This window comes from Clostridium sp. CM041 (genome assembly GCF_055081035.1).
The window spans coordinates 1,777,629-1,800,735 of the sequence record NZ_CM143648.1; the positions used below are offsets into that span (position 1 = coordinate 1,777,629).

General features: G+C 28.7%; 25 protein-coding genes, 1 pseudogene and 2 riboswitches. Of the genes and pseudogenes, 4 read left to right on the plus strand and 22 right to left on the minus strand.

Annotation, left to right across the window (positions count from 1 at the left end; genetic code table 11):
* Positions 1-117 precede the first annotated feature (117 nt).
* Positions 118-229: riboswitch (SAM riboswitch) on the plus strand.
* 112 nt (positions 230-341) lie between these two features.
* The gene (gene metA, locus ACWJJT_RS08290; RefSeq protein ID WP_220286750.1) at positions 342-1,259 is read left to right on the plus strand and encodes a homoserine O-acetyltransferase MetA; all 918 of its coding nucleotides are present in this window, start codon (positions 342-344) and stop codon (positions 1,257-1,259) included.
* Between the two features lie 66 nt (positions 1,260-1,325).
* On the opposite strand, the gene ACWJJT_RS08295 is transcribed toward metA, so the two are convergent.
* The gene (locus ACWJJT_RS08295; protein ID WP_462956696.1) at positions 1,326-2,189 is read right to left on the minus strand and encodes a polysaccharide deacetylase family protein; all 864 of its coding nucleotides are present in this window, start codon (positions 2,187-2,189) and stop codon (positions 1,326-1,328) included.
* A 258-nt stretch (positions 2,190-2,447) separates the two neighbouring features.
* Positions 2,448-2,552: riboswitch (TPP riboswitch) on the plus strand.
* An 87-nt stretch (positions 2,553-2,639) separates the two neighbouring features.
* Between ACWJJT_RS08295 and thiT the strand changes: the two genes are divergently transcribed.
* Positions 2,640-3,281, plus strand: a complete 642-nt coding sequence (gene thiT, locus ACWJJT_RS08300) for an energy-coupled thiamine transporter ThiT (RefSeq protein ID WP_462956697.1) — start codon at positions 2,640-2,642, stop codon at positions 3,279-3,281.
* A gap of 202 nt (positions 3,282-3,483) precedes the next feature.
* Here the strand turns inward: thiT and ACWJJT_RS08305 are convergent, their stop codons facing one another.
* The 8 genes from ACWJJT_RS08305 to ACWJJT_RS08340 form a co-directional block, all read right to left on the minus strand.
* The gene (locus tag ACWJJT_RS08305) at positions 3,484-4,674 is read right to left on the minus strand and encodes an L-lactate MFS transporter (RefSeq protein WP_462956698.1); all 1,191 of its coding nucleotides are present in this window, start codon (positions 4,672-4,674) and stop codon (positions 3,484-3,486) included.
* 142 nt (positions 4,675-4,816) lie between these two features.
* Positions 4,817-5,179 carry a Na-translocating system protein MpsC family protein gene (locus tag ACWJJT_RS08310; protein WP_220286753.1) on the minus strand — a complete coding sequence of 121 codons (363 nt, stop codon included), beginning with the start codon at positions 5,177-5,179 and terminating at the stop codon, positions 4,817-4,819.
* A gap of 126 nt (positions 5,180-5,305) precedes the next feature.
* Positions 5,306-6,751, minus strand: a complete 1,446-nt coding sequence (locus ACWJJT_RS08315; RefSeq protein ID WP_462956699.1) for an FAD-dependent oxidoreductase — start codon at positions 6,749-6,751, stop codon at positions 5,306-5,308.
* A gap of 311 nt (positions 6,752-7,062) precedes the next feature.
* Positions 7,063-8,481, minus strand: coding sequence for a [FeFe] hydrogenase H-cluster radical SAM maturase HydG (gene hydG, locus ACWJJT_RS08320; RefSeq protein WP_462956700.1), 1,419 nt, complete (start codon positions 8,479-8,481; stop codon positions 7,063-7,065).
* 73 nt (positions 8,482-8,554) lie between these two features.
* Complete coding sequence (locus tag ACWJJT_RS08325; RefSeq protein WP_216303192.1) at positions 8,555-8,818, minus strand: TM1266 family iron-only hydrogenase system putative regulator; 264 nt, start codon at positions 8,816-8,818, stop codon at positions 8,555-8,557.
* 235 nt (positions 8,819-9,053) lie between these two features.
* Entirely contained in the window at positions 9,054-9,851 is a 798-nt protein-coding gene (locus ACWJJT_RS08330) for an alpha/beta hydrolase (RefSeq protein WP_462956701.1), read from the minus strand.
* Positions 9,852-10,175: 324 nt separating this feature from the next.
* Positions 10,176-10,346: a hypothetical protein gene (locus tag ACWJJT_RS08335; RefSeq protein ID WP_165412609.1), complete on the minus strand. Its 171-nt coding sequence runs from the start codon at positions 10,344-10,346 to the stop codon at positions 10,176-10,178.
* Positions 10,347-10,493: 147 nt separating this feature from the next.
* Positions 10,494-10,754: a hypothetical protein gene (locus tag ACWJJT_RS08340; protein ID WP_462956702.1), complete on the minus strand. Its 261-nt coding sequence runs from the start codon at positions 10,752-10,754 to the stop codon at positions 10,494-10,496.
* A 296-nt stretch (positions 10,755-11,050) separates the two neighbouring features.
* Between ACWJJT_RS08340 and ACWJJT_RS08345 the strand changes: the two are divergent.
* A pseudogene (locus tag ACWJJT_RS08345) lies at positions 11,051-11,243 on the plus strand (helix-turn-helix transcriptional regulator).
* A gap of 713 nt (positions 11,244-11,956) precedes the next feature.
* On the opposite strand, the gene ACWJJT_RS08350 reads toward ACWJJT_RS08345, so the two are convergent.
* From ACWJJT_RS08350 to ACWJJT_RS08395, 10 genes are all read right to left on the minus strand, one after another.
* On the minus strand, positions 11,957-12,778 hold the full coding sequence (locus tag ACWJJT_RS08350; protein WP_462956703.1) for a hypothetical protein: 822 nt from the start codon (positions 12,776-12,778) through the stop codon (positions 11,957-11,959).
* 211 nt (positions 12,779-12,989) lie between these two features.
* Positions 12,990-13,286, minus strand: coding sequence for a hypothetical protein (locus ACWJJT_RS08355; protein WP_165413325.1), 297 nt, complete (start codon positions 13,284-13,286; stop codon positions 12,990-12,992).
* Positions 13,287-13,313: 27 nt separating this feature from the next.
* On the minus strand, positions 13,314-14,468 hold the full coding sequence (locus ACWJJT_RS08360) for an urease accessory protein UreH domain-containing protein (protein WP_462956704.1): 1,155 nt from the start codon (positions 14,466-14,468) through the stop codon (positions 13,314-13,316).
* 115 nt (positions 14,469-14,583) lie between these two features.
* Positions 14,584-15,168: a thioredoxin domain-containing protein gene (locus tag ACWJJT_RS08365; protein ID WP_462956705.1), complete on the minus strand. Its 585-nt coding sequence runs from the start codon at positions 15,166-15,168 to the stop codon at positions 14,584-14,586.
* Entirely contained in the window at positions 15,158-15,439 is a 282-nt protein-coding gene (locus ACWJJT_RS08370) for a hypothetical protein (protein WP_462956706.1), read from the minus strand. Before ACWJJT_RS08370 ends, ACWJJT_RS08365 begins: the two co-directional genes overlap by 11 nt.
* Before the next feature lie 18 nt (positions 15,440-15,457).
* On the minus strand, positions 15,458-16,336 hold the full coding sequence (locus ACWJJT_RS08375; RefSeq protein ID WP_462956707.1) for a hypothetical protein: 879 nt from the start codon (positions 16,334-16,336) through the stop codon (positions 15,458-15,460).
* Positions 16,329-17,789 carry a hypothetical protein gene (locus ACWJJT_RS08380; RefSeq protein WP_462956708.1) on the minus strand — a complete coding sequence of 487 codons (1,461 nt, stop codon included), beginning with the start codon at positions 17,787-17,789 and terminating at the stop codon, positions 16,329-16,331. The genes ACWJJT_RS08375 and ACWJJT_RS08380 overlap by 8 nt, the downstream gene beginning before the upstream one ends.
* Positions 17,764-18,510 (minus strand): ABC transporter ATP-binding protein, encoded by a 747-nt coding sequence (locus tag ACWJJT_RS08385; RefSeq protein WP_216303213.1) that lies wholly within the window; start codon positions 18,508-18,510, stop codon positions 17,764-17,766. Before ACWJJT_RS08385 ends, ACWJJT_RS08380 begins: the two co-directional genes overlap by 26 nt.
* Positions 18,511-18,673: 163 nt before the next feature.
* Positions 18,674-18,889 (minus strand): hypothetical protein, encoded by a 216-nt coding sequence (locus ACWJJT_RS08390; protein ID WP_216303214.1) that lies wholly within the window; start codon positions 18,887-18,889, stop codon positions 18,674-18,676.
* Between the two features lie 307 nt (positions 18,890-19,196).
* Positions 19,197-19,346: a cyclic lactone autoinducer peptide gene (locus tag ACWJJT_RS08395; RefSeq protein ID WP_462956709.1), complete on the minus strand. Its 150-nt coding sequence runs from the start codon at positions 19,344-19,346 to the stop codon at positions 19,197-19,199.
* A gap of 174 nt (positions 19,347-19,520) precedes the next feature.
* Between ACWJJT_RS08395 and ACWJJT_RS08400 the strand changes: the two genes are divergently transcribed.
* A complete protein-coding gene (locus ACWJJT_RS08400; RefSeq protein ID WP_462956710.1) occupies positions 19,521-20,123 on the plus strand; it encodes an accessory gene regulator ArgB-like protein in 603 nt (200 codons plus the stop codon).
* A 198-nt stretch (positions 20,124-20,321) separates the two neighbouring features.
* Here ACWJJT_RS08400 and ACWJJT_RS08405 read toward each other — a convergent pair whose 3' ends face one another.
* The 3 genes from ACWJJT_RS08405 to ACWJJT_RS08415 all read right to left on the minus strand — a co-directional run bounded on the left by ACWJJT_RS08405 (position 20,322) and on the right by ACWJJT_RS08415 (position 23,072).
* Positions 20,322-20,537 carry a hypothetical protein gene (locus ACWJJT_RS08405; protein WP_216303216.1) on the minus strand — a complete coding sequence of 72 codons (216 nt, stop codon included), beginning with the start codon at positions 20,535-20,537 and terminating at the stop codon, positions 20,322-20,324.
* A gap of 475 nt (positions 20,538-21,012) precedes the next feature.
* Positions 21,013-22,344, minus strand: coding sequence for a sensor histidine kinase (locus ACWJJT_RS08410; protein WP_462954366.1), 1,332 nt, complete (start codon positions 22,342-22,344; stop codon positions 21,013-21,015).
* On the minus strand, positions 22,332-23,072 hold the full coding sequence (locus ACWJJT_RS08415; RefSeq protein WP_462954367.1) for a LytR/AlgR family response regulator transcription factor: 741 nt from the start codon (positions 23,070-23,072) through the stop codon (positions 22,332-22,334). Before ACWJJT_RS08415 ends, ACWJJT_RS08410 begins: the two co-directional genes overlap by 13 nt.
* Between the last annotated feature and the right edge of the window lie 35 nt (positions 23,073-23,107).

Consider the following 23,107-nt stretch of genomic DNA (forward strand, 5'->3'; position numbering starts at 1 on the left):
ATGAACAGTAGCAATCGTAACACATATGTTCAATATTGTCAAAAATAAAACAAAGACATTTTTACCTATTGACAATTGCTTTTACGAGTAATATACTAAGCAATAACAACTGAATACAACTTATCCAGAGCGGCAGAGGGACTGGCCCGATGATGCCCGACAACCAGCATTCTTAAGTGGAGTGCAATGGTGTCAATTCCATCAGATTATAAAATCTGAAAGATAAGGACGATAGCAAATTTTATAATACAATTTTATTGTTTATTAAAGTTAATCACGCTGCTTTCCTTATAGGAAAGCAGCTTTTTTTTATAAGATGCCTAATTACAAGGAGGATGCAAATGCCAATAAAAATACCTGACAATCTTCCAGCGTTTAAAACTTTAAATAAAGAGAACATTTTTACTATTACAGAAGACTGCGCATTTCACCAAGATATTCGGCCTTTAAAAATTGTGATTTTAAACCTTATGCCAACAAAAATCGATACTGAAACACAAATTTTAAGACTTCTTGGGAACTCTCCACTACAGATTGATATAGTTCTTCTTCACCCTGCAAGCCATGCATGTAAAAATATATCGCAGGAACATTTAATTAAATTTTATAACACTTTTGAAGAAATAAAGAATTCTAGATTTGATGGAATGATAATAACTGGAGCGCCAATTGAAAGTATTCCCTTTGAAGAAGTGGATTACTGGGAGGAGCTTAAAAAAATTATGGAATGGAGTGTTCACAATGTATACTCTACCTTGCATATTTGTTGGGGTGCTCAAGCAGGGCTTCATTATCATTACGGAGTGCAAAAACATAAACTTGATAGTAAAGTATTTGGAGTGTTTAAACATAAAATAACAAAGCAAAACGTTAAACTTTTGAGTGGATTTGATGATGAATTTTATGTTCCACATTCAAGACATACTGAAATAAGAAAAGTTGATATTGATAAAATAGATGAGCTTGAAATTTTATCAGAATCTGAGGAATCAGGCATTTACATTGTATCAGCAAAAAAGGGAAGACAAATTTTTATAACCGGGCATTCAGAGTATGATCCATTAACATTAAAAAATGAATATGACAGGGATATAGCAAACGGCTTAAATATAAATGTCCCCAAAAATTATTATCCAAAAGACGATCCATTAAAAATACCTATCGTAAAATGGAGAGGTCACTCAAGTTTGCTTTTTTTAAACTGGTTAAATTATTATGTTTATCAGGAGACACCTTACAATTTGGTGTACCTAGAATAATACATATAAAAGTTGGGCCCCTAGTAACTTAGGGACCCAACTCTAAATATTGAACTTTATTAAAATTTAATCTGTATTAGAAATTCGTTTTTTAAATTCTTCCATGTCATGGAATGAACTTATATATACCCTATGTAAGGAAAGTATACCATCCTCTTTGGAAGACCATCTGCCGTCAGTACTAAAAGCCATTGTATACCCTGCTTCTCGTACAGCCTCAATTGAAGTTTTACTGTATCCACCATAAGGGTAGGAAAAGAATTTTATTTGTTTATTTAATATTTTTTCCAAATCTTTTTTAGATTTAACTAAAGTTTCTAGTTGCTTATCCTTAGGCATCTCTTTTAAATTTTCATGCTTTACGGTATGACTACCTATTTCTACTCCATATTTTTCCATTTCTACAAGCTGTTTCGAAGTCATATAGTTAGGACTTTTATCAATACTACCAGTAATAACAAAAATTGTTGCTTTAAAATTATACTTTTTCAAAACAGGGAACATATCCGTATAATTATCTTCATAACCATCATCAAAAGTAAGAACTATGGATTTTTCAGGTATTGGTATATCCTTAATAAGATATTCATATAAATTTGTAAGTGTAATAGTATAATAACCATTATCTTTTAAATATTTTAGTTGCTCCTCAAATCTTTTAACAGGAAGACGAATAGGATTATCTTTTTCGTAGTCAATTGAATGGTACATTAAAACTGGAACACTCTTTCCTGAAGCCTTCATAACAGCAGTCTTGTCAAAAGCGGGTATCGAAGAGGTTTGAGCGGGTTCAGCCGGTTTAATGGGTTCAACTGCAGTTGCTGGTTTAACTGGGGCAGTTTTTTTTATTGTAGCAGTCTTCGATCTTGAACATCCCGAAAGAGACATTAAAATAATGAGTGTAAATATTAAAAATATTTTTTTTCTCATAATAACCTCCTTGTATGTATTTTTTCGAAACACATATTATTTTTTAATCTTCATCATCTAATACAAAACCCCTTAATAATAAATTCTCTGAGTATTTTGTAACCCTAATGCTAAATTGATCACCTTACATTTATTAACTTTATACCATCCAGATTATAAAATCAATCTTTTCCGGTATTTTCTTTATTTTAATTTGTAAATATCTAAAACAGGTTGTAAAATATAATATACTTCTATATAATTAAATTATAATAATAATATATGTGCTAGGGGTGCCTAATGGCTGAGATATGAATATTTAATTCATTGACCCTTATACCTGATCTGGATAATACCAGCGGAGGAAAGCGGTTATGATGTATAAGTACATTAACTATATTCCTTTTTTGAATATAGTTTTTTTGTTTTTGCCATAATACTTCTGTAGCACAATACATGGAGGCTATAAAAATGACTTTTGCCGAAAGAATCGCTGAAATTACAAAAACCCCCATTGCTCTTTTTGCACTATTAGGAGTTTTGTTATTAATCTATGCAGTTTTGAAAGTTAGGAAAATTAAATTTACTACGCAGATGATAACTTTAATTGGTATATCTCTTGCATTATCTACTGTATTGCAGTTTATTACAATTCTAAAATTACCACAAGGTGGTAGCATTACTGCTGGAAGTATGGTTCCAATCATACTTGTATCTTTATTTTATGGTCCTGAAGTTGGTTTTTTAACAGGTTTTTTATTTGGAATTATTAATTTTTTAGTAGCGCCCTTCGCACTCCATCCAGTGCAAGTACTATTTGATTATCCGCTTCCTTTTATGGCTATTGGAATAGTTGGTTACTTTAGATCACGTGATACCAAGGTCATACTTATTGGCGTAGTCGTAGCAATGCTAGCTAGATTTACATGCCATTTTATATCTGGAGTAGTGTTCTTCGGAAGCTATGCTCCAAAAGGAACATCTGTTTATTTATACTCCCTTTTATATAACGGTTCATACCTAAGTGTGGAAACCATTATTACCTGTGTAATTATTGGGCTTCTACCTTTAAAACGATTATCAAAGTTAGTTATAACCAAAGCTCTAGATTAACAACAAAATATATCTACTGCCTACTTCAGGTTTTTCTTCAACCAAAATTATATTAATACATTATTCTGTTCATCATGAAGTTTACTGTATTATATTTAATGCTACGTAATATTAATATTACGTAGCATTAAATATAATAACTTTGAAATTACTATCAATCATTTCTTAACTCTAGCCCACTAAAATGGTCAATTCTGTTAGATTATGTTTTAATCATTCTTTTAGATGAAAGAATACCCATAATACATAAACCAATTATAAAATAAAAGATATAATTATAATTCGCAAGGATATCCATTAGAAGTCCAGAAGCCAATACCCCGATAATGGCTCCTATACCATATGCCGTAAACACAACACCATAATTCTCACTATAATGTTTCGTTCCATACATATCAAGAGTTGAAGTAGGCGCTATAGCTAACCATCCTCCAAGATTAAACCAAAATATCGAAAACGCTATACTAAATAATACTAAACTGCCTTCATTTGCCACTAGCATTAATAATGCTGCGATAATAATTAGTGCGTAAGAAATTAGCATGGCATTTTTAGACGAGTACTTATCCGTAATCAAGCCAAATATAGGTCTACCTATTCCATTAAAAACTGCAAATACGATCATTAATAAGGCTACTGTTTTTGGGGATAGCTTAATGAGTTCTACACCAACGTTACTTGTCATTCCAATTAACATTAGTCCAATCATTGATCCAATCATAAAATTTACATATAACCCTTTAAAGTTTTTTGATTTAATCATTTTAGCAGTATTCGTACCATTCATATGAATTTTTGTGCTTGAAGTTGTTTCAAGACTTTTACTTTCCACATCAGACGGATATCTAAATGGATACGAAAGCAAAGGTATTATTACCCCAAAAGATACACCTAATATTAGGAAAGCTTTTGTTATTCCATAACTTTCTATTAAATTTCTTGCAAGTGGAGCTGTTATAAGTGGTGACAACCCAAATCCTATTAATACAATGCCTACTACTAAGCCTTTTTTTTCTGGAAACCATTTTGCTACTACCGTCATCGGAGCTCCATATGCTATGCCTACGCCAGCGCCAATTATTACCCCATATGTTATAGTTAAAATGTATATATTTGGTGCATATGCAGATAATATCCATCCTAATGCTACAAGAAGTGCACCCATAGAAATAACCATTCTTGGACTGTATTTCTCTAAATATTTTCCAGTTATAAACATAAAAAATGAATAAGCTGCTAAAGAAACCATGTAAGGAAAGCCACTTTGAGTAGATCCTATATTAAAAGCCTTTTCAATTGGAATCCTAAAAACACTCCATGAGTATACAGTGCCTAAGCACATCATAATTATAATTCCCAAAATCACATATATCCACCTTTGCTTAAATTTCATATTATCATCCCCTTCGTTTTTTATAATACTCCTTTAAAATTAAAATCAATAAAAAAGCCAATAACAAAAACTCCTCACTCAGAGTTATTGTTATTGGCTTACCCCTTGACTGGTCATTTACCCTTCAGTGCGTCTTCCATGATTATTTTATTAATCGTTCTTCAATATCTTGGTCTACAATTATAGCTATAATTTTTTCACCTGTTTTGGTACTCACATCAGAATAAGTACTTACTATATTAACATCAATTATAGATTTTATAGTTTCTTCCAAATTTTCTCTTGCATTCTCAAACAAAGCAATATTCAGTCTTTTAATTAAATCGACGCCTTCCTTGCTTTGAGCCAAACTTTTTTCTGATTTACTTAAAAATCCTTTAAGTCTTACTATTATTAAATCCTGAAATATGATTGTCCGAATTTTTTCTGGGCCTCTACCCATGTGTTCAATCTCAAATTTACTAATTGCTTCGCTTAATTTCGCTTCAATTTGTCCTTTTGTCATTGAGCTCCTCCATAAATCATCATAAATAGAATCAGAGTCTTGATATAATAAATAATTTTAGCATATCAATTGATAATTGTAAATAATAATATTTAAGGTTGTAGTTTGTTACTTTATCATCCTTTGCTAAGATTCAAATTTCCTAATCAAATTTATTTCCGCTCTAACAGGTGGTTTAGAATCACTTTTGCCTCGCACGTTCACTTTATCTTCGCAAATATTCAGTTCTCTTGCTATAATAGCCTTAACTCTAGGTTTACAAAAATTCCCTTGGCAAGTTCCCATTCCTGCTCTTGTACGTCTTTTAATCGCATCTATAGAGTTAATTGGTATATTTCTATGAAGCGCATCTATAATCTCTGCCTCTGTAACCTGCTCACATCTGCATATAATATTTTTTGATTTATCTTCATGATTAACTTCTCCATCAAAACTATTATCTTTTTTTACTATTATTCCTTTTCTATAAGGATTAAAATTATTATTCTTCACAAGATTCATTCCTGAATTCTTAAGTATTTCTACCACCATCTCAGCAATTGCTGGCGATGATGTAAGCCCCGGAGAATCTATCCCAGCCACATTAATAAATCTTTTAACTCTGCTTTCCTCAATGATAAAATCCCCCGTACTGCTACTAGCTCTTATCCCTGAAAAAGTAGTTAATGCGCCTCTCACATTAAAATCAGGTATGGACTTTCTAGCCGCCATAATGACATCTTTTAAAGTTTCAGCGGTAGTTGACACATCATCTCCATTACTCACTTCTTCTGCATTAGGTCCTATCATAAAATTGCCATGATATGTGGTAGTTACTAATATCCCTTTCCCTTTATCTGTAGGCACTTGAAAAATAACAGTATTCACAAGGTGCCCTTGATCTTTTCCCATTAAAATATATTGGCCTCTCTTTGGTGTTATTTTAAAATCATCGATCCCTACCATGTTAGATATATTATCACTATGCAAACCCGCAGCATTTATAATATATCTTGCTTTAATATCCTCCTTGTTAGTATGTACAATAAACTTATCTTCTAATTTTTCTATAGATATTACTTCATTTTCAAGCTTAAGTTCAACGCCATTAGTTATAGCATTTTCTACTAACGCAATTGTAAATTCATAAGGAGACGCTACCCCTACGCTTTTAGCATATAGTGCTACCTTTACTTCACTATTTAAGTGTGGCTCTATTCCTTTTAGTCTCGCTCCTCTTATCACCTCTAAATCATTACAGTCTAATTTTATACCATTTTCATAAAGCTCAGTAATTTTTTTCTCGTCACCTTCATTAAATCCAATCACTAAAGCTCCTGTTTGTCTGTATCCAAAATTTAATTCTTCCTCAACACTTCTATACATTTTGTTTCCTTTTCCGCATAATCGCCCTTTTAATGTACCGTACTTTGCAGCATATCCACCATGAACTATTCCACTATTTGCTTTTGATGCTTTCGTTGCAACGTCATCTTCTTTTTCTAAAACGCCTATTTTTAGATTATATCTTGAAAGTTCCCTTGCTATCGCTGCACCTACTACTCCTGCTCCTATAATAATTACATCATACATAAATATCACCCCTCAACATATTATTAATATTTAAAACCTTTTAATATTTAATCTTTGTTAATATCTATTATAATATAATTATTTACATTATAATAGATATTTTCAATAAAATCGTTTTCTTATTTATTAGTTTTCGCCGTGTATGTTGTTTATAAAAATAAATGCGATGTAATTTTATAGTTGCTGAGCTATTAAATAAATTTTACTTAATGCGAGAACGCAAAAAGCATGTATCAATTACTTTGACACATACCTTTACTGTATTTTATGATTATGGTTATGTTTAAATGTTAATTTGTTAATTTGTAATATCAGAAACGGAAATCTCGCTTCCCTTCCTTAAGTTCTTTTAAATGCTCTATTGCAATTGTACGAACCTTTTCATTTTTTATATTAGGAATCTCATTTTCAATTACCATCTCGCCCTTTTTTTTGGTATCAAGTGAAGCATAATCCTCCAAATATTCTTTAAGTGTCATTAGTGCGTTCGGCTGACAACAGTTTCCAATTTGACCTGATTTCACAAGGCTCATGAAACGATCACCTGTACGCCCTTCTCTATAACAGGCGGTACAAAAGCTTGGAATATACCCAAATTCCAAAAGCCAGTTTACAATTTCATCTAATTTACGCGTATCTGTTACTTCAAATTGCTTCGAGTTATCTTCTTCCGTTTCCTTCTGCGCATATCCACCAACACTGGTACATGAGCCTCCACTTACCTGAGATATACCCAGTTCCAGCACACGCTCACGCGTTATTTTCGATTCACGAGTGGATACAATCATGCCAGTGTATGGAACAGCGATACGAATAATAGCCACAATTTTTTCGAACATCTCATCCGATATTGAATTTGAAAACGCATTTGGGTCAATATCATCAGCAGGGCATATTCGAGGAACACTAATTGTATGTGGACCCACACCCATGGCTGCCTCTAAATGCTCTGCATGCATGAGTAGTCCAACAAAGTCATAACGGTACATATTTAAACCGAATAAAACTCCGATCCCCACATCATCAATACCAGCCTCCATGGCACGATCCATAGCCTGCGTATGATATTCATAGTTGTGCTTTGGTCCTGTTGGGTGCAACTCCTCATAATTTTTTTTGTTATACGTTTCCTGGAAAAGTATGTAGGTACCGATGCCCGCATCCTTAAGTTTCTTATATTCTTCCACTGTAGTTGCAGCAATATTGACATTGACACGGCGGATATCTCCATTTTTATGCTTAATACTATAAATGGTCTTTATACTTTCAAGGATATATTCAATTGGATTGTTCACAGGGTCTTCTCCTGATTCTAAAGCCAATCGCTTATGTCCCATATCCTGAAGTGCTTTGACCTCTTGTGCTATTTCTTCTTGCGTAAGTTTTTTACGGGATATTGTTTTATTTTTAGCGTGATATGGACAATACACACAACCATTTACGCAATAGTTCGAAAGATATAGTGGAGCAAAAATAACAATACGATTGCCATAAAACTTCTGCTTAATCTCTTTTGCCAGTTTGAACATTTTTTCTTTTTCATCTTCCAAATCACATTCGAGAAGTACTGCAGCCTCCCTGTGTGTTAGGCCCTTACAGTCTTTTGCACGTTCTATCAGGCTATCAATTAGCTCACGATTTCTTTTGTTTTCTCGAGCATAAGAAATGGTAGATAGAATTTCACCGTCATCAATAAACTCAGTTGCATTTTTAGACTTATTATCATACATAGCATAAACCCCTTTTTAATATTTATTATTTATAAATGGTCAAACTCTTATAGACCTTGATTTAATCATTCGTTTACTGCTTTGCTATAGGTGGCGCCTTGGAATAAATCGTTTTGGTGTTTACATTTGGTAGCATTCCAAGCTTACCTGACAGGGCGCTGATAACATCATTCGGCGCATCCACAACGATACTTATTACCGAAATATGGCGTTTCAGATAGGGTACTCCCATTCTTCCTACTATGTATTCTCTATATTCGTGGAGAATAGAGTTAAGCTTTGGAGCAGCATCTGTGTTTTCAACGATAATTCCAATTAGAGCAATTCTTGTTTCCATTGGCAACCTCCTTTCTTTTAAACAATAAAAAAAACCCTGCACCCGAAAAGGCACAAGGATAGTACGTCGAAACCAAAGGTACAACCAATAAAGATATGTTCTTTGGAGCATTCCAACTATTCTCTCGCCTTCTCATTCGGGACGAACCCTCGTGCATTCAGAACGATAACTTTGTTAATTTAAAATCAATCTAACCGTACCACTCCTGATAGTAAAAAGCAATACAACAATTTATTTACTTATTTTTAACTGCCCATCTGATTCCTTTTTCAATATATTCATTCCAAAAATCCCACGTATGGCTACCAGGACTTTCTACATATGTTACATCTATATTTTCTGAAATTAAAAAATCACGGTATTTATGATTTACATCTAACAAAAAATCGTTTGTACCGCACGCCATATATATTTTAGGAATTAGAGCATTTTTCTTCTTCAACTTAATAATAAGTGCCTCTGGGTCTTTATCACTATCCAAAAGTTGATTCAGATCACCAAATACTCTAGTATAAAATTTATAGTCACGAACTTCGTCCTTAAAATCACTAGAAGCTCCAGCAATATTGTATGTAACTATAGCAGAAGATAATGCAATGATACGGCTAAAGTTGTCAGAATATTTTAATCCATTTCGAATTGCTCCATATCCACCCATAGATAACCCACCTATAAATGTATCTTCCCTTTTCCTTGATAACGGAAATATCCTGCGTGTAAATTCCACTAAATCATTTCCAACGAACTCACCAAACAATTCGCCTTTATCAACATCGTCTAAATAAAAATTATTTTCTCCAGAGGGCATAAACACTGCGATATTGTGTCTTAAAGATAGTTCCTCAATTTTACTACTACAAACCCAATCAGTGTAATTTCCAGCTAACCCATGCAAGAGATACAGCGCTTTCATTGGTTTTTTCTTAATTATTTCTTCCTCCTGTATTTCTATTGTATCAATTGGTATAAGAGCATTGAAAGTAACATCTCTTTTTAAGGCTTTCGAAGCAAAGCTCACTTGTAAAAATGCCATTTTTCATTCCCTCCTCTAAGGTATTTTTAGTATTAGTATAATACTAATTAAATAATACTAAAATTGAAATCTATTAACTATAGTTACTATTTAGTCACAAACCAAATTAGCTCCATTTGTCTAAATTATTTGAGCTAAAGTTACTTAATTTGGGAATTCAGATGAGAGACATTATTTCTCTCTTAAATCAAGATGTTAATCACCTATATCCTTGGCAACCACCTTTAGTTATTAGCTTGATTATCTTTTTCTCATAAAGCAGACCACCTCTTAACATAAAAGCATATACACTTTAAATCACAACTGCTCCCTAAGTGTTCTACATCATTCTCCTTTATCATTATGATACCAATGCCAACTAACATTAAATATAGTACTCGGTAGCAATATTATTAAAAATCCAGTAAAATTATATAAATTATAAGTACTAATAATAAGACCACATACAAATACTATTATAGACACTATCACATAATATTCTTTATCTAGTTTCATACCCATCCCCCCTGTAATATATTTTACAAAAATGGTTGAAACCATAAATAATCAACAGTTCCAACCATTCTTTATGATATATATAATTTAAATATATTAAATATTAAGTTCAATTTGTTCCTCTGCTTGTCCTGATTGCAGATTTGGTTATACCGGATTTAATGTAAAAAGTACATCCCCAGCTTTTACTTCTTTACCTTCTAATGCATTTACATTGACTACTGCTCCAGATACAGCCACCATAATTTGCGACTTATTTTCTGTAGTCACTATTCCTTCTTCATTTTTATCCACAAAAACCGTGTAGCTGTCACCTTTTAATTTCATATCATTCTCAAAAGCGAATAGTCCTAATTTTGAATAAGCATACTGAAGATTTTCTTCTTTTTCAGTAAATCTTGCAAACAAGCAATTTGTTACCCTTATTTGATTCTTTAATTCATAGGGTTTTTCTATATTATGGATTTAATTTTTTAGCTGTATCATAAGCTTTATTGTTATTTTAGCCTGTCCATTTTCATCACCCTCCACAAATGAGTAATTAATCATTGGACCCACTTCAGAATTCCCCTTTGACTTTATATAACTATCCATCATATATGTAATCTAATTGTAAATAACTGGCTTAGCGTTGTAAGTTTACGCCTTGCTAGCACTACCCATTATAGGAATTCAATATTTTTTGAAATGGAAACTTGGAAAAGATGAAAAATAATATAAGAGGATTAAGAAAACAACTTGGATTTAGACAGGAGGACATAGCAACTACGCTTGGTGTTACAAGGCAAACCGTTAATGCGATTGAATGAAAAGTATAATCCTACTCTGGAATTAGCTATGAACCTTGCTAAACTATTAAACACTACGATAGAAAAATTATTTATACTTGAAAGTTAAAAAGAAAAATAAATCTAATATAAAAAACAAATGTAATTATTTATTAGACAAAAAACTACGTGATTACAGCCTATAAAGTAAAATAATTACATTTACGGGAGCGTAGGGCGTGTAAATTATTTTGTGTATACTCTTTCTATAGGCAAAAAATTAATCTATTATTTTTTTGTAAAATAATGCTATTTAAAGTCGATTAAAGTTTTTTATCTATAATCACTATACAGTATATTATTGCCCCAATGTTTTGCCTATCCCGCCAAAAGGTATATTAGGGGACAAAATATATTATTAATATGTATTTTGGGTGTTTTGAAAGTTACACAATGTATTTGTGTAACTTTCACTTTCCTTATTCATCAACACTTTCACATGTTTTGTATAGAAAGCATAAATTGAATGTTACTTAATACATAACAATTGATATTGTTATGTAACCTAAGTTCTACTTTGACTTTAACTCATCCACCTCATGCTAATATACCTTTTTGGCGGGTAAGTCAAAAATACCCCATTAGGGTATACTTGGTGAAATATATTGTATTTTTTAAATAAAGTGCTTAAAAAACCACATTTTGGAAATATCATCCACGATGTGGCTCATTTTTGCACGTATGTCTGCTGTACCCGCTTTCAAGTGGATAGAACGCTAATAACCGTCTTTTTGCTGCTTTTGAACATATCATACCACCCTATCTTGAGTTTAATCTTACTAATTATAATTTCTCTTTAACTTTGTTAAATCTAAGTGCTATTTTTCTATCTGTACGTATTGTTGGATATAGTAATAAAAACCCACCAAACGTAGCTATAGATTCAAGCAAAGAACCGATTCCAAAAAATCCGAATGCAGCTATTAAAACTATTATATATCCAAGAGATGCGTATAATGCATCTCTAACAAAAATTCTCTTTGCTAAAGATTTATCTAAATAAAATAAATAACACTTTCTATAATTAGTAATTAAAAACCATACAAACACATAAATTGAAATAAATACAATAATTCCTCTTAGTAATTTAATATCAATCTGTTGTATTTGTGTTATACCCATCCCCAAACCCGCAAATATAAAAAGTGAACTCATCCCAATAGTTGTTGCTTTGCCCATTTTTTCAATATTTTGTTTTTCTGCTTCAGATATTATTTCAACTTCCATGTTTTCTTTTTTTATAATTATATGTATTTTTGCTTTTTTATACATTTTACATTCCAAATATATATTAATAATTAGTAATGAGGCTAATACGACTTGTTGAATAATATACTTTGATGATAAAAATTGAAAAGTAAATTGAAAAGTAACATAACATGATGCAACTCTTATAAACCAATCGATTATTGCCTCTATTTTAAATATTTTATATTCTTCTTTGTTATCAGTAGCTAGTATAAATGATGTAACTACTAAAAATACAAATGGTGACAATACCCACATTACTTCTATTCTTAAATTACTTTGTAATGCTATTTTGTTGTATGAATATATAAATGCAAATGCAAAATTACTTATATAACTCATTAAATTTAATAACATTAATAGCTTAACATCTTTTTTAATTTATAACATCTCCTATTTTTATAATTAGATTTTTTAACATGTATTTAGACGTATCTCAATGGTTTTCGTTAATTATCACTAATACAAAAGTGTAATTAAATCTTCTTAGATTAAAGTCAAAGTGTTAGTTATTAGTTGTTCTTATGTAACCTTAATAATTAGCAAACTATAAAGATCAACACTAATACTACAAGTAAATGCTTTTAGCATTTCCAATCTTCTCAAGAAGACGTTTCAAAATTAATGGAAATTCACCTAATTTTATCTCTTTAACGCCAATGTTATCTTTTTCTTGAAAAAAGTCTTCAATTTCATAATATATTTTTTTTGTAACTGCACTTTTATGTAAAAAACAGGGTTCTGAATCATTGAAGTATTCAATACTTTGCTCAATAATAATATTCTCTGCAACTGGTAGTTTATAAAGATTACCCTCATATAAAATGCAATTATCATTATCTGTTATTTTAATATTTCTCGGCATTTAATAAACTCCTTTATATTTACTATATTAAATTATAAAAACTATAAATAAACAAAATAAGAACATCACTATTGCGGTTAATAATTTTATTAAATACATTTTCTCTACAAGGAATGATGATACTTTGAACATATCAGTCCCTTTATCAATAATAAATACGATTATAATTGGTGGTATAATAAATACTAAATCATATAAGAATAAATAAGAAAAAGCCTTAAGAGAATAAATGCTATTTTTTTGTATCATGTAACTTATACTTGCAAGATATACTTGTCCTGTACATAAAAATTCTCCTAATGAAATAACTACACCTAATAAAAAACTTATAATAACTAATATTTTCCCACTTTTATTTTCCAAAAATCTTTTTATTACATTGTGATTAAAACGTCTAACTTTTCTTGGGAGTTGATTTTTAATTTGTCCAAATTTTTCCTTTCTTGCTTTTAAAAAGTCATTTACATTCAAATAAATAATTATAGCAGAAAACAATATAAATATTTCTTTCATTATTGTATTATATATCCCTATATTTATTTTAGATAGATATGTGTATAAGACTGAACCTATTAATAAATATGCTATAAATTTACCTAAAATAAAACTAAAACCAAGCTTCTTTATTCCAACATTTTTGACACTAATAAGTGAGAGAAAAAATAAGAGCATGGATATAGAGCAGGGGTTAAGTCCATTAATAAATCCTGTAAATATAAAACCTAAAATATCATAATTGAATGAATTTGCATTTATCTGAATTCCCTCCAAAATGGGTGTTTCCTTAACCTTCTCATTCTGTAATATTTCTCTTATTTTAGACTTTATTTCAGACGGCTCTTTTATATATCTATCTGATACGAATATAATTGGTGCTCCTCCAGTCTCTTTATTTAACTTATATTCATTATTATATCTAACAAGCATCTCATAATTTTGACTTTTACTTATATCATATTTATATATCTTAATATTTTTATGCTTTTTCTGTAATTTATTTAGTTCATCTTCAAACTTATTGCATGTATTACAAAGAGGCACATTGAAATAAATCAAATTTAACTCATTAGTCTTTGCATGAATTGTGTCGACCATTAAGAAATTAATGGCAAAGAATATTATTAGCAAAAATAATATTCTACAGTATCTTTTTACTACTTTATTAATATTCATACTTCTCATATTTTAACCTCACTTGGATTATTTATTATTTTAATTTCACTATGAATATGATAAAGTTCCTACTATTTATTTACGATTAAAACATCTAATCATAATTCCACCACAATTTATTTTCCTAATTGGAGTTTAATATATCTTCTACAATTTTTTTAAATTCGTCTTTTTTATAAATACCAACCATTTTTTCATTACCTACATACATTGTTGGTATCGTATTAATCTTGAGATAGTCTATTTCTTTCTTTATTTCCTTGTTATCATCTTTCCTTTTATTATATAATTTCTCTCCTAAATATGACTTTAAGTACTGCTCTGATTTTGGACTAATATACTTTTCTTTTTCATTGAATATCTTTCCAATCTCTTTATAATCCTCTGTACTAATTTTAGGAATATTTAAATGCATATTTTCATTAACAGTCTTAAATATTAAAACAACCTTCTTATTAGCTATGTATTCTAATAGGATTGGCTCAATATTTTCATTCATTTTTTTACAATCTGGACAATTAAAGTCCGTATACTCAATTATCTTAACAGGTGCCTTAATATCACCAAAAACAATTCCAGCATTAGATATAGTCTTAATATCATCTTTTTTACTTAAACCCTCAGATCTATTTATAAAAATACCCATAATCACTAATAGAACTAGACTTATTGTAATGACAACACATTTTTTCTTTCTTTTAACATTCATTTTTCCTTAATCCTTTCAATAAAATATTAAATATTATTGATAAGACAATAGTCGCCAAAAATACAGCCAAAACTAATAATAAAAATGTAGTCTTTATATTAAACGTATAGCCATTGTTTCCAATTTTAAGAATCTCCATTGTGTTAAAAAGGATTTTACCACTTTTATTACCAAACATTTTAAGAAAGATTAAACTCATAGCAGTTATAGGTAAAATAATTATACTTAAAACAGCAGCTAAACCATATGTTTTTTCACTAATTTTTATCATCTTAATCTCCCCTAGTATCTAAATTATTTTTTTATTGTATATCATTAATAATATATAGTTAAGAATATTTTTACCATCACCTGTAAATGGTAGTAAATGTACTAATTGAATAACAAACATACCCGCAAAAATATTGATATACAGAGAATATTGCCACTCTTTAAACATGGTGAAACTAATGATGTACATTAAAACTCCTAAGATTCCAGGAATTATTGATCCTGATAAGGCTATAATAATATTGTTCTTAGAATTAGTTTCTGCCGGTCTTACAAATCTCACTCCTAATGGACTTACCCCTAAAAATCCTATATTTTTATTTTTCTTTTTTATCCATAAAGAGTACATGTGAGATAATTCATGTATGTTTGTACTCAAAATTAATCCAACAAAAGCGACCAAAAATCCAAATGCTACTCCTGAGGCTAAACTATCACTAATTAAAACTACACTCAATATATATAGAACTAATGTCCATATAAATAACATTCCTATTTTTTTAAAAATCACATTATTAATACTATTAAATACAGAAAAAAAGTTGCTGTTTTTTATAGTAACTCGTTCTTTATACCCTTTTTTATATTGTGCAATAAGATTTATAAATATTTTTTTTATCTTTATATTGGTGTCATACTTCCAGTTTAATAGATAATTTTTATTTAATTCATAGAATAAATTATTTATATCATTATATAGAACATCATAATTGATCTTGATTTCTTTGTTTAAATATTCTGTAATCTCACTTACACTTTTAATTCCATCAACTAGTAATAATATTTTATAAGCCGTTTCATTTATTGGAATATCAGCATGTAGATTATGATCAAATATGTGATCTTTATTAATCTCAATATTTTGAGGTATATATGGTATTCTTTTTAATTTATTCATATTTTATCCTCCATTTGGCCACTAAATAAAAAGCAGTAAATAATATAATTGTAAGTACTACCGCCACAATTATCAAAGACATATTTGTTGTAATTATTTGATTTAATATAACCACTATAGGAATCATTGTAAAAAAGAGAATAAAAAAAGCAAATACACCCATATAAGGGTTCTTGTTATCTACTGGAATTAATATTCCTAAAATATATAATGATATTATTGAACTAATAACTATTGGAATGCTAATCAATACTTGATATATATCCATATCAATTCCTAGTATTATTATAGTTATAAGTAGAAATAAACCATATCCGATAATACATAATCCTATTGCCTTTGAAACCAACACCTTTAACAATTCAACCCCATTAGCTTTATACATTATAAAGTAATTATTTTCATTTCCAAAGGAGTTTAGCGCCAACATACTAGAAACTAAACTTACTATCCCTATTATCATAATATTCGGCTCTAAATTTCCCAATTTAAATCTTACTAAAATTGATAACAGTAAAAAAATTATTATATTTATGTAATTTTCTTCATTTCTAATTTGAACTTTAACTTCTTTTATAATTAATGATCTATTAAACCCCTTTGACATAGGCAGAAATTTTAATATTTTAGAAGAGTTGTTATTCTGAACTTTTTCATAGCAAAATAAAGTGCTTAAAGCTAAAAATGCAGTAATTAAGATATAAATACTTATTCTTAAATAGCTTACAGAATTAAATGCTGCAACCTTTACTGATTTCATAAGAACTCCACTAATTAAATAAAGTATATTATAATCAAATTTAGTGTATGAAGATAAAATCCCTTCCACCGAAAAATTTTGTATAAAATAATAAAATACTGACATTAGTAAAATTAAAAGCGTTATAAGTTTTCTATAAGGCAGTCCAATCATAGATATAATAAATATACAAACGTCATATATTATTGTATTTAAAAAGAATACAAAAGTAATTTGTATAATAAAAGCTAATATACTGGCTAGCAAAAACCCTCCCTGTAAATCATTCATAACCAATGACGGTACAACTAATAAAGTATTTATAAACAATTCGCTGACAAATACAACAAAAAATATTGGAAGCTTGTATCCTAAATTCCTTTCGAATGTAGTAAGCGGAAACCAATTTAACTGCATTTCAAATTCACCGCGTTCTTGTATTACAGATTTCACCAATACAAATAGTGCCGTTGTTACTACAGAAATATTTACCAATATACCAGAAAACAATAAATATAGTGACCTAGTATCCCCATTCACAAACATTACTATTATAGGATTTACAACACAGTATCCTGCTATTACGGATAATAAGGTAATAAATAATAAAAATGAAATTACTCCTATAACCTTGCTTTTAGTATTCAATATTTTTGCTAGACTTCTCTGCCATATTTTAAAAATTAATTTACAAATTATTAATGACTTCGTCAATTTTATCACTCCTACTTTTATCAAGGGATGCTTTAATAAAAACTTCTTCAAGTGAATTACAGTTATATTCTTTTTTCAATATATTACTAGTATTTTCTGCAACTTTCCTCCCTTTAGAAATTATTACAATTCTATCACTCAAACTATCAGCTAAAAGAAGATCGTGAGTTGACATTAAAATACTTTTTCCATCTTTCAAAAATTTTCTCAACATTTTTTTTGTTGTTATTATCGATTCTACATCTAATCCTCTAAATGGCTCGTCTAACACCATCAATTTGCCTTCTAACATAAATGCTGCAATTAATTGAAGCTTTTTCTTCATTCCATGTGAATAATTTTTTATTATTTGCTCCATAGCTTCTGCCATATTGTATATTTGTACAAGTTTTTTAATCTTTTCGTCATTTACATTTTGATACATTGATTTTACGAAGTTAATATATTCTTTACCTGTCAAAGACTCAATAAGTAATAGTTCGTCCGGTACATATGCAATATATTCTTTAAATTTCTTAGTATTATTTTTTTGACCATATAAAGACAAAGTCCCTTTGGTTGGAGAAATAACTCCAAGTAAACAATTAATTATTGTAGTTTTTCCAGAACCGTTTGGACCAACAATTGAAACCAATTCTCTTTCTTTTAGTTCTAAATCAAAATTTTGAATGCCCCAAAAATTATTTGAATATTTTTTACTAAGGTCTTTTATTGATAACATAATAAAAGTTCTCCTCCCTAAATAGAATATTGTTTTTGTAAAATTTTATTTTGCAATCAACTATAAATTTAAATGAAACTTAGACAAGCTTATTATCCATTATAGGCTTGTCTAAGTTGAAGAATAATGCAATAAAATAGCTTTTTTATTGCATTTTATTCATTTAATAACATTCAAATTTGACTTTTAATCCCCATTCAATTATGCTATAATCTCCAGTGAAGCCACTGTAACCATTAGCAAGACACCACACTGACATACCTATGAACCATGTAACACCAATTACTAGTAATACTGCCATAAATACTATAATCCACGCTTGATCTTCAGTATATTCAACTGAAGTACAGTCAATTTTTGGACATAAATAAGTTTCCATACAACACCCCTTTTTTGTGGTATTTTCAAAAATATTAATCTATCTTTGACTTACCCAATTTTATTTTAATAATTTATATAAATAACTTGCTTCCAATTCAGGATTAGGTATTTTAGTTTCGCGAGAACTAAAATACCTAAACAAAAGAAAGGAACAAGATATCATCATGATTATTACTTCTTGAATTCTGTCAATCGTTTACATACAAAATAATTACAACCCTTATTTGTCTACCACCATATTATAAACCTTTAAGGGTTGTCCTTTTAATATTCTTACCTAATATACAAACCCATACCAAATCTCTTTATAATTTTTTATCAACCTTATATAATGATTTAGGCATCTTACATTCATTAAATAACCAAACTATACACATTGATGATGAAGCTTTCGCCACTGCCGTTACACCAGAACTAGTTATTGAAGCTACTTTTTCTAATATTAAATTTTTCATTTTTCCACCCCTTATTATTAAGTTGTCCTATTGCTTTACTTGAATTACCATGATATTATTTTACCATATTGTGATTGCTTAATTCTACATTTTTTCCTGAAATGGTCTTTTTTGCGCGTGAAATGTAATTAATATTAATTTTTATCAATAAATTATTGTTTAGGATGGGGTTATATGAATATAAATGAAAAATTAAACAACTTATTCATGGAATTTGTCAAAAAAAATTTAGATAAGACAGAGGAAGAACTTGAAATACTCCATTATGGTACTCAAGTTATTTTAATTAATGTTTACAAATTGATTATTTTATTTTTAACATCATATTTTCTTAAAGTATTCACCTATACATTAGTAGCATTTATAGTTTTTGGCATCCTTAGATCTTTTGCTAATGGAGTTCATGCAAACTCTAGCATAAAATGTATTTTTTTAAATTATATAGTCTTTTTAGGAAATGTGTTTTTAAGTCTAACTTTTACTCTAAATAGAACTTCAATAATTATCTTATTTTTAATAAGCTTAACTTTAGTTGTTAAATATGCTCCTGCCGATACAGCTGAGCGTCCCCTTGTAAGCAAAAAATTAAGAAAAGCTTTAAAACTAAAATCTATCGCTATTGTATTAATTTCGTGTTCAGTAAGTCTATTATTACCAAATTCGATTTATAAAAATATAATTATTTATTCTATCTTCCAAGGATCCTTTTTAATTACTCCCTTTGCCTACTTTATTTTTAGAAAATCTTATAATAACTATAAAAATCTACAACTTTAAAGCACTAATTATTAACAATAATTAGTGCTTGTGTAAAAACAAAGTTATCAATACTAATATTTAAATATACATTATTATATTTTTTATTCAAAATATCCTTAACAGTATCCAAATATAGATTACAAATAAATCTTAGACAAGCCTAATTATAAGCTTGTCTAAGATGTTGCAATAATAAAATAAATTTATTATTACATTTTATTTACATTCAAAATTGACTTTTAATCCCCATTCGACTATGCTATAATCACCAGTGAATCCCTTATAACCATTACTAACACACCACACTGACATACCTACCATCCATGTAACACCTACCGCTAGTAACGCTGCCATAAATACTATAACCCACGCTTGATCTTCAGTAACTTCAACTGAAGTACAATCAATTTTTGGACATAAATAAGTTTCCATACGACACCCCTTTTTGTGGTATTGTCAAAAATATTAATCTATCTTTGACTTACCCCATTATATTTTAATAATTTATATAAATAACTTGATTCCCGCTCATGATTTGGTATTTTAGTTTCGCGAGAACTAAAATACCTAAACAAAAGAATGGAATAAGATATCATCATAATTAATAACATTTAATTAAGACAATCGTTTACATACAATGTAATTATTAGTCTATTTCTTTAGCACTAAATCCAAACTTTTAGCACCATCTTATAAACCCTTTTTTCTCAGTTTTTCTATCGATTTACTTGAATTACCATGACTTTATTTTACCATTTTTAATTGCTTGATTCTACATTATTTCCTAAGTTGGGCTTTTTTGAGCGTGAAATGTAATTAATATTAATTTTTATCAATAAATTACTCTCTTAGACTTCTTTATTTTCAGAAAATCAAATAATGACTGTAAAAATTCACAACACAAGAACTAATTATTAACAATAATTAGTTCTTGTGTAAAAATGAAATTATCAATACTAGTATTTAAATATACATTATTATATTTTTCATTCAAAATATCTTTAACAGTTTTTAAGCCTACTCCTCTATTAACGCCTTTTGTCGAAAAATTTTTTTCGTATATTTTATGAACAGATGGCGTATTTTCCGGGCAAGAATTTTTTATAATAAATGTAGTACTATTATTATTTTTATATACTAAAAATTCAATAAATTTGTTATCACATAATATCGCAGCTTCTATTGCATTATCAAATATAATTCCAGTAATTCTACAGATATCTATTAAATATATTGACAATTCATTAACATCGTCCACAATCTCTATTTTCACTTTTATGTTTTTTGATTGAGCCTTAATAATTTTAGAAGAAAGCAGTCCTTTCAACGAATCAATTTTTATATGCATAAGTAATGTATAAGAGCGATTCTTTTCCAATATCTTTTTACTTTCAGGCATTAATTCTGTATAATAGAATTCCTTCAACTCTTTTATATTTTCTGACTCGATATATGCCCCTATTGTTTGGAATATATTAATTTGGTCATGTCTAAAACCTCTTAAGTCATTTGAAAGATTTTCTAAATTTATAGTATATTCTTTAAGATGGGCCAATTCTTTTTCTCTGTAATCCCATTCTAAATCTTTTTTAATACTTTCGTTATTTGTATGAGTTAATATTAATATAAGAATAAAATAACTAAATATTAAAAAAAGGTTTAATGAAATAAAAACCTTATTAGGCTTATCAGATATCATTTTTAATGATATAGAATAAGAATATATAGAAATAAGTGAGATTACTATGGTAGAGAATAAAATAGAAATATTTTTTGACTTTATTTTTAGATAATTTTCAACATAGTTATTTTTAATAATTTCACATGAAAATTTACTTATAAAATAACATACTGTTAAAATTAATAAAGCTGCTACTAATTTAATTTTAGGATTATTTAGTATATCATAATATTTAAATTTTAAAATAAAAACTAAGATGACCCCAGTAACAGCATCACCAAAAGCAAAGATCAATTGTATAAAAATAGAAATTAACAGAGCATAGTATACTTTTTTAAAAAGTCTATATAAGTATATAGTCATTATTATTGTTGTAATAGGAATTATTAACTTGTTTTCATTATAATTATTCAATAATGCAATTACAGGAAATAAAATACTATTAATAACTAAAAAGTTTTTTTTAGTTATTAATATATAACTTATATTAATCATAATAACACTAAAATTTAATGCAATAATAAATATATATATTAACTCCATAATCATATTAAACATTTTTTAATTAATCCTTTTAGATATAATGCTGAGCTATAACAGATTTCATCATTTATCATATAGATAGTTTTATTTTTTTTATCAAAAAACTTAATTTTGGTGGTATTAACTATATAAGATCTGTGACATTTATAAAAATATGATGGTAATTTAGCTTCAATATCCTTCATTTTTCCATAGAACTCAAAATGGCCATTAGTCGTATGACCCCTTAATTTATGACCAATATCTGCTGTTTCAAAGAATAGAATTTCATTAAATAGAAAGTTTTCAATCCTATTCACTAGATTTATTGAAATGACTTCTTTTTCTTTACCATTAACATTTTTATAATTATTGTAGGCCGCACTTAAGCATTCTGAAATGCTGCTTTTAAGGGCCTTATCATCAAATTTTAAGATATAGTCAAAAGCTCGTACTTTATATTTAAAGGTTAAAAATGATAACTCAGCATGTGAAGTTATAAAAACAATATATCCTTTTGTATCATAATTTCTTATCTCTTTTGCAAGGTCTATTCCATTTGATTTAGTGCCTAAATCTACATCTAAAAAGTAAATAAAGCTTTTTTCTATGTTGTTCTTAAGATGATTTATTACATCTTTAGAATTATCAGCTGATAAAACTATCTTTAAATCAAGCTTTAAATCTATTACTTTATCTTTTATGATACATTCAACCTTTTCCCTTTGCATCTCATTATCTTCACAAATAATTATATCAAGCATTTTAGCACCACCTTAATAAGAATTCAAACTAAAAC

Coding starts and splice junctions, on each gene's coding strand:
- metA (WP_220286750.1), top strand. CDS start 342: ATGCCAATAAAAATACCTGACAATCTTCCAGCGTTTAAAACTTTAAAT.
- ACWJJT_RS08295 (WP_462956696.1), bottom strand. CDS start 2,189: ATGAGAAAAAAAATATTTTTAATATTTACACTCATTATTTTAATGTCT.
- thiT (WP_462956697.1), top strand. CDS start 2,640: ATGACTTTTGCCGAAAGAATCGCTGAAATTACAAAAACCCCCATTGCT.
- ACWJJT_RS08305 (WP_462956698.1), bottom strand. CDS start 4,674: ATGAAATTTAAGCAAAGGTGGATATATGTGATTTTGGGAATTATAATT.
- ACWJJT_RS08310 (WP_220286753.1), bottom strand. CDS start 5,179: ATGACAAAAGGACAAATTGAAGCGAAATTAAGCGAAGCAATTAGTAAA.
- ACWJJT_RS08315 (WP_462956699.1), bottom strand. CDS start 6,751: ATGTATGATGTAATTATTATAGGAGCAGGAGTAGTAGGTGCAGCGATA.
- hydG (WP_462956700.1), bottom strand. CDS start 8,481: ATGTATGATAATAAGTCTAAAAATGCAACTGAGTTTATTGATGACGGT.
- ACWJJT_RS08325 (WP_216303192.1), bottom strand. CDS start 8,818: ATGGAAACAAGAATTGCTCTAATTGGAATTATCGTTGAAAACACAGAT.
- ACWJJT_RS08330 (WP_462956701.1), bottom strand. CDS start 9,851: ATGGCATTTTTACAAGTGAGCTTTGCTTCGAAAGCCTTAAAAAGAGAT.
- ACWJJT_RS08335 (WP_165412609.1), bottom strand. CDS start 10,346: ATGAAACTAGATAAAGAATATTATGTGATAGTGTCTATAATAGTATTT.
- ACWJJT_RS08350 (WP_462956703.1), bottom strand. CDS start 12,778: ATGTTATTAAATTTAATGAGTTATATAAGTAATTTTGCATTTGCATTT.
- ACWJJT_RS08355 (WP_165413325.1), bottom strand. CDS start 13,286: ATGCCGAGAAATATTAAAATAACAGATAATGATAATTGCATTTTATAT.
- ACWJJT_RS08360 (WP_462956704.1), bottom strand. CDS start 14,468: ATGAGAAGTATGAATATTAATAAAGTAGTAAAAAGATACTGTAGAATA.
- ACWJJT_RS08365 (WP_462956705.1), bottom strand. CDS start 15,168: ATGAATGTTAAAAGAAAGAAAAAATGTGTTGTCATTACAATAAGTCTA.
- ACWJJT_RS08370 (WP_462956706.1), bottom strand. CDS start 15,439: ATGATAAAAATTAGTGAAAAAACATATGGTTTAGCTGCTGTTTTAAGT.
- ACWJJT_RS08375 (WP_462956707.1), bottom strand. CDS start 16,336: ATGAATAAATTAAAAAGAATACCATATATACCTCAAAATATTGAGATT.
- ACWJJT_RS08385 (WP_216303213.1), bottom strand. CDS start 18,510: ATGTTATCAATAAAAGACCTTAGTAAAAAATATTCAAATAATTTTTGG.
- ACWJJT_RS08390 (WP_216303214.1), bottom strand. CDS start 18,889: ATGGAAACTTATTTATGTCCAAAAATTGACTGTACTTCAGTTGAATAT.
- ACWJJT_RS08395 (WP_462956709.1), bottom strand. CDS start 19,346: ATGAAAAATTTAATATTAGAAAAAGTAGCTTCAATAACTAGTTCTGGT.
- ACWJJT_RS08400 (WP_462956710.1), top strand. CDS start 19,521: ATGAATATAAATGAAAAATTAAACAACTTATTCATGGAATTTGTCAAA.
- ACWJJT_RS08405 (WP_216303216.1), bottom strand. CDS start 20,537: ATGGAAACTTATTTATGTCCAAAAATTGATTGTACTTCAGTTGAAGTT.
- ACWJJT_RS08410 (WP_462954366.1), bottom strand. CDS start 22,344: ATGTTTAATATGATTATGGAGTTAATATATATATTTATTATTGCATTA.
- ACWJJT_RS08415 (WP_462954367.1), bottom strand. CDS start 23,072: ATGCTTGATATAATTATTTGTGAAGATAATGAGATGCAAAGGGAAAAG.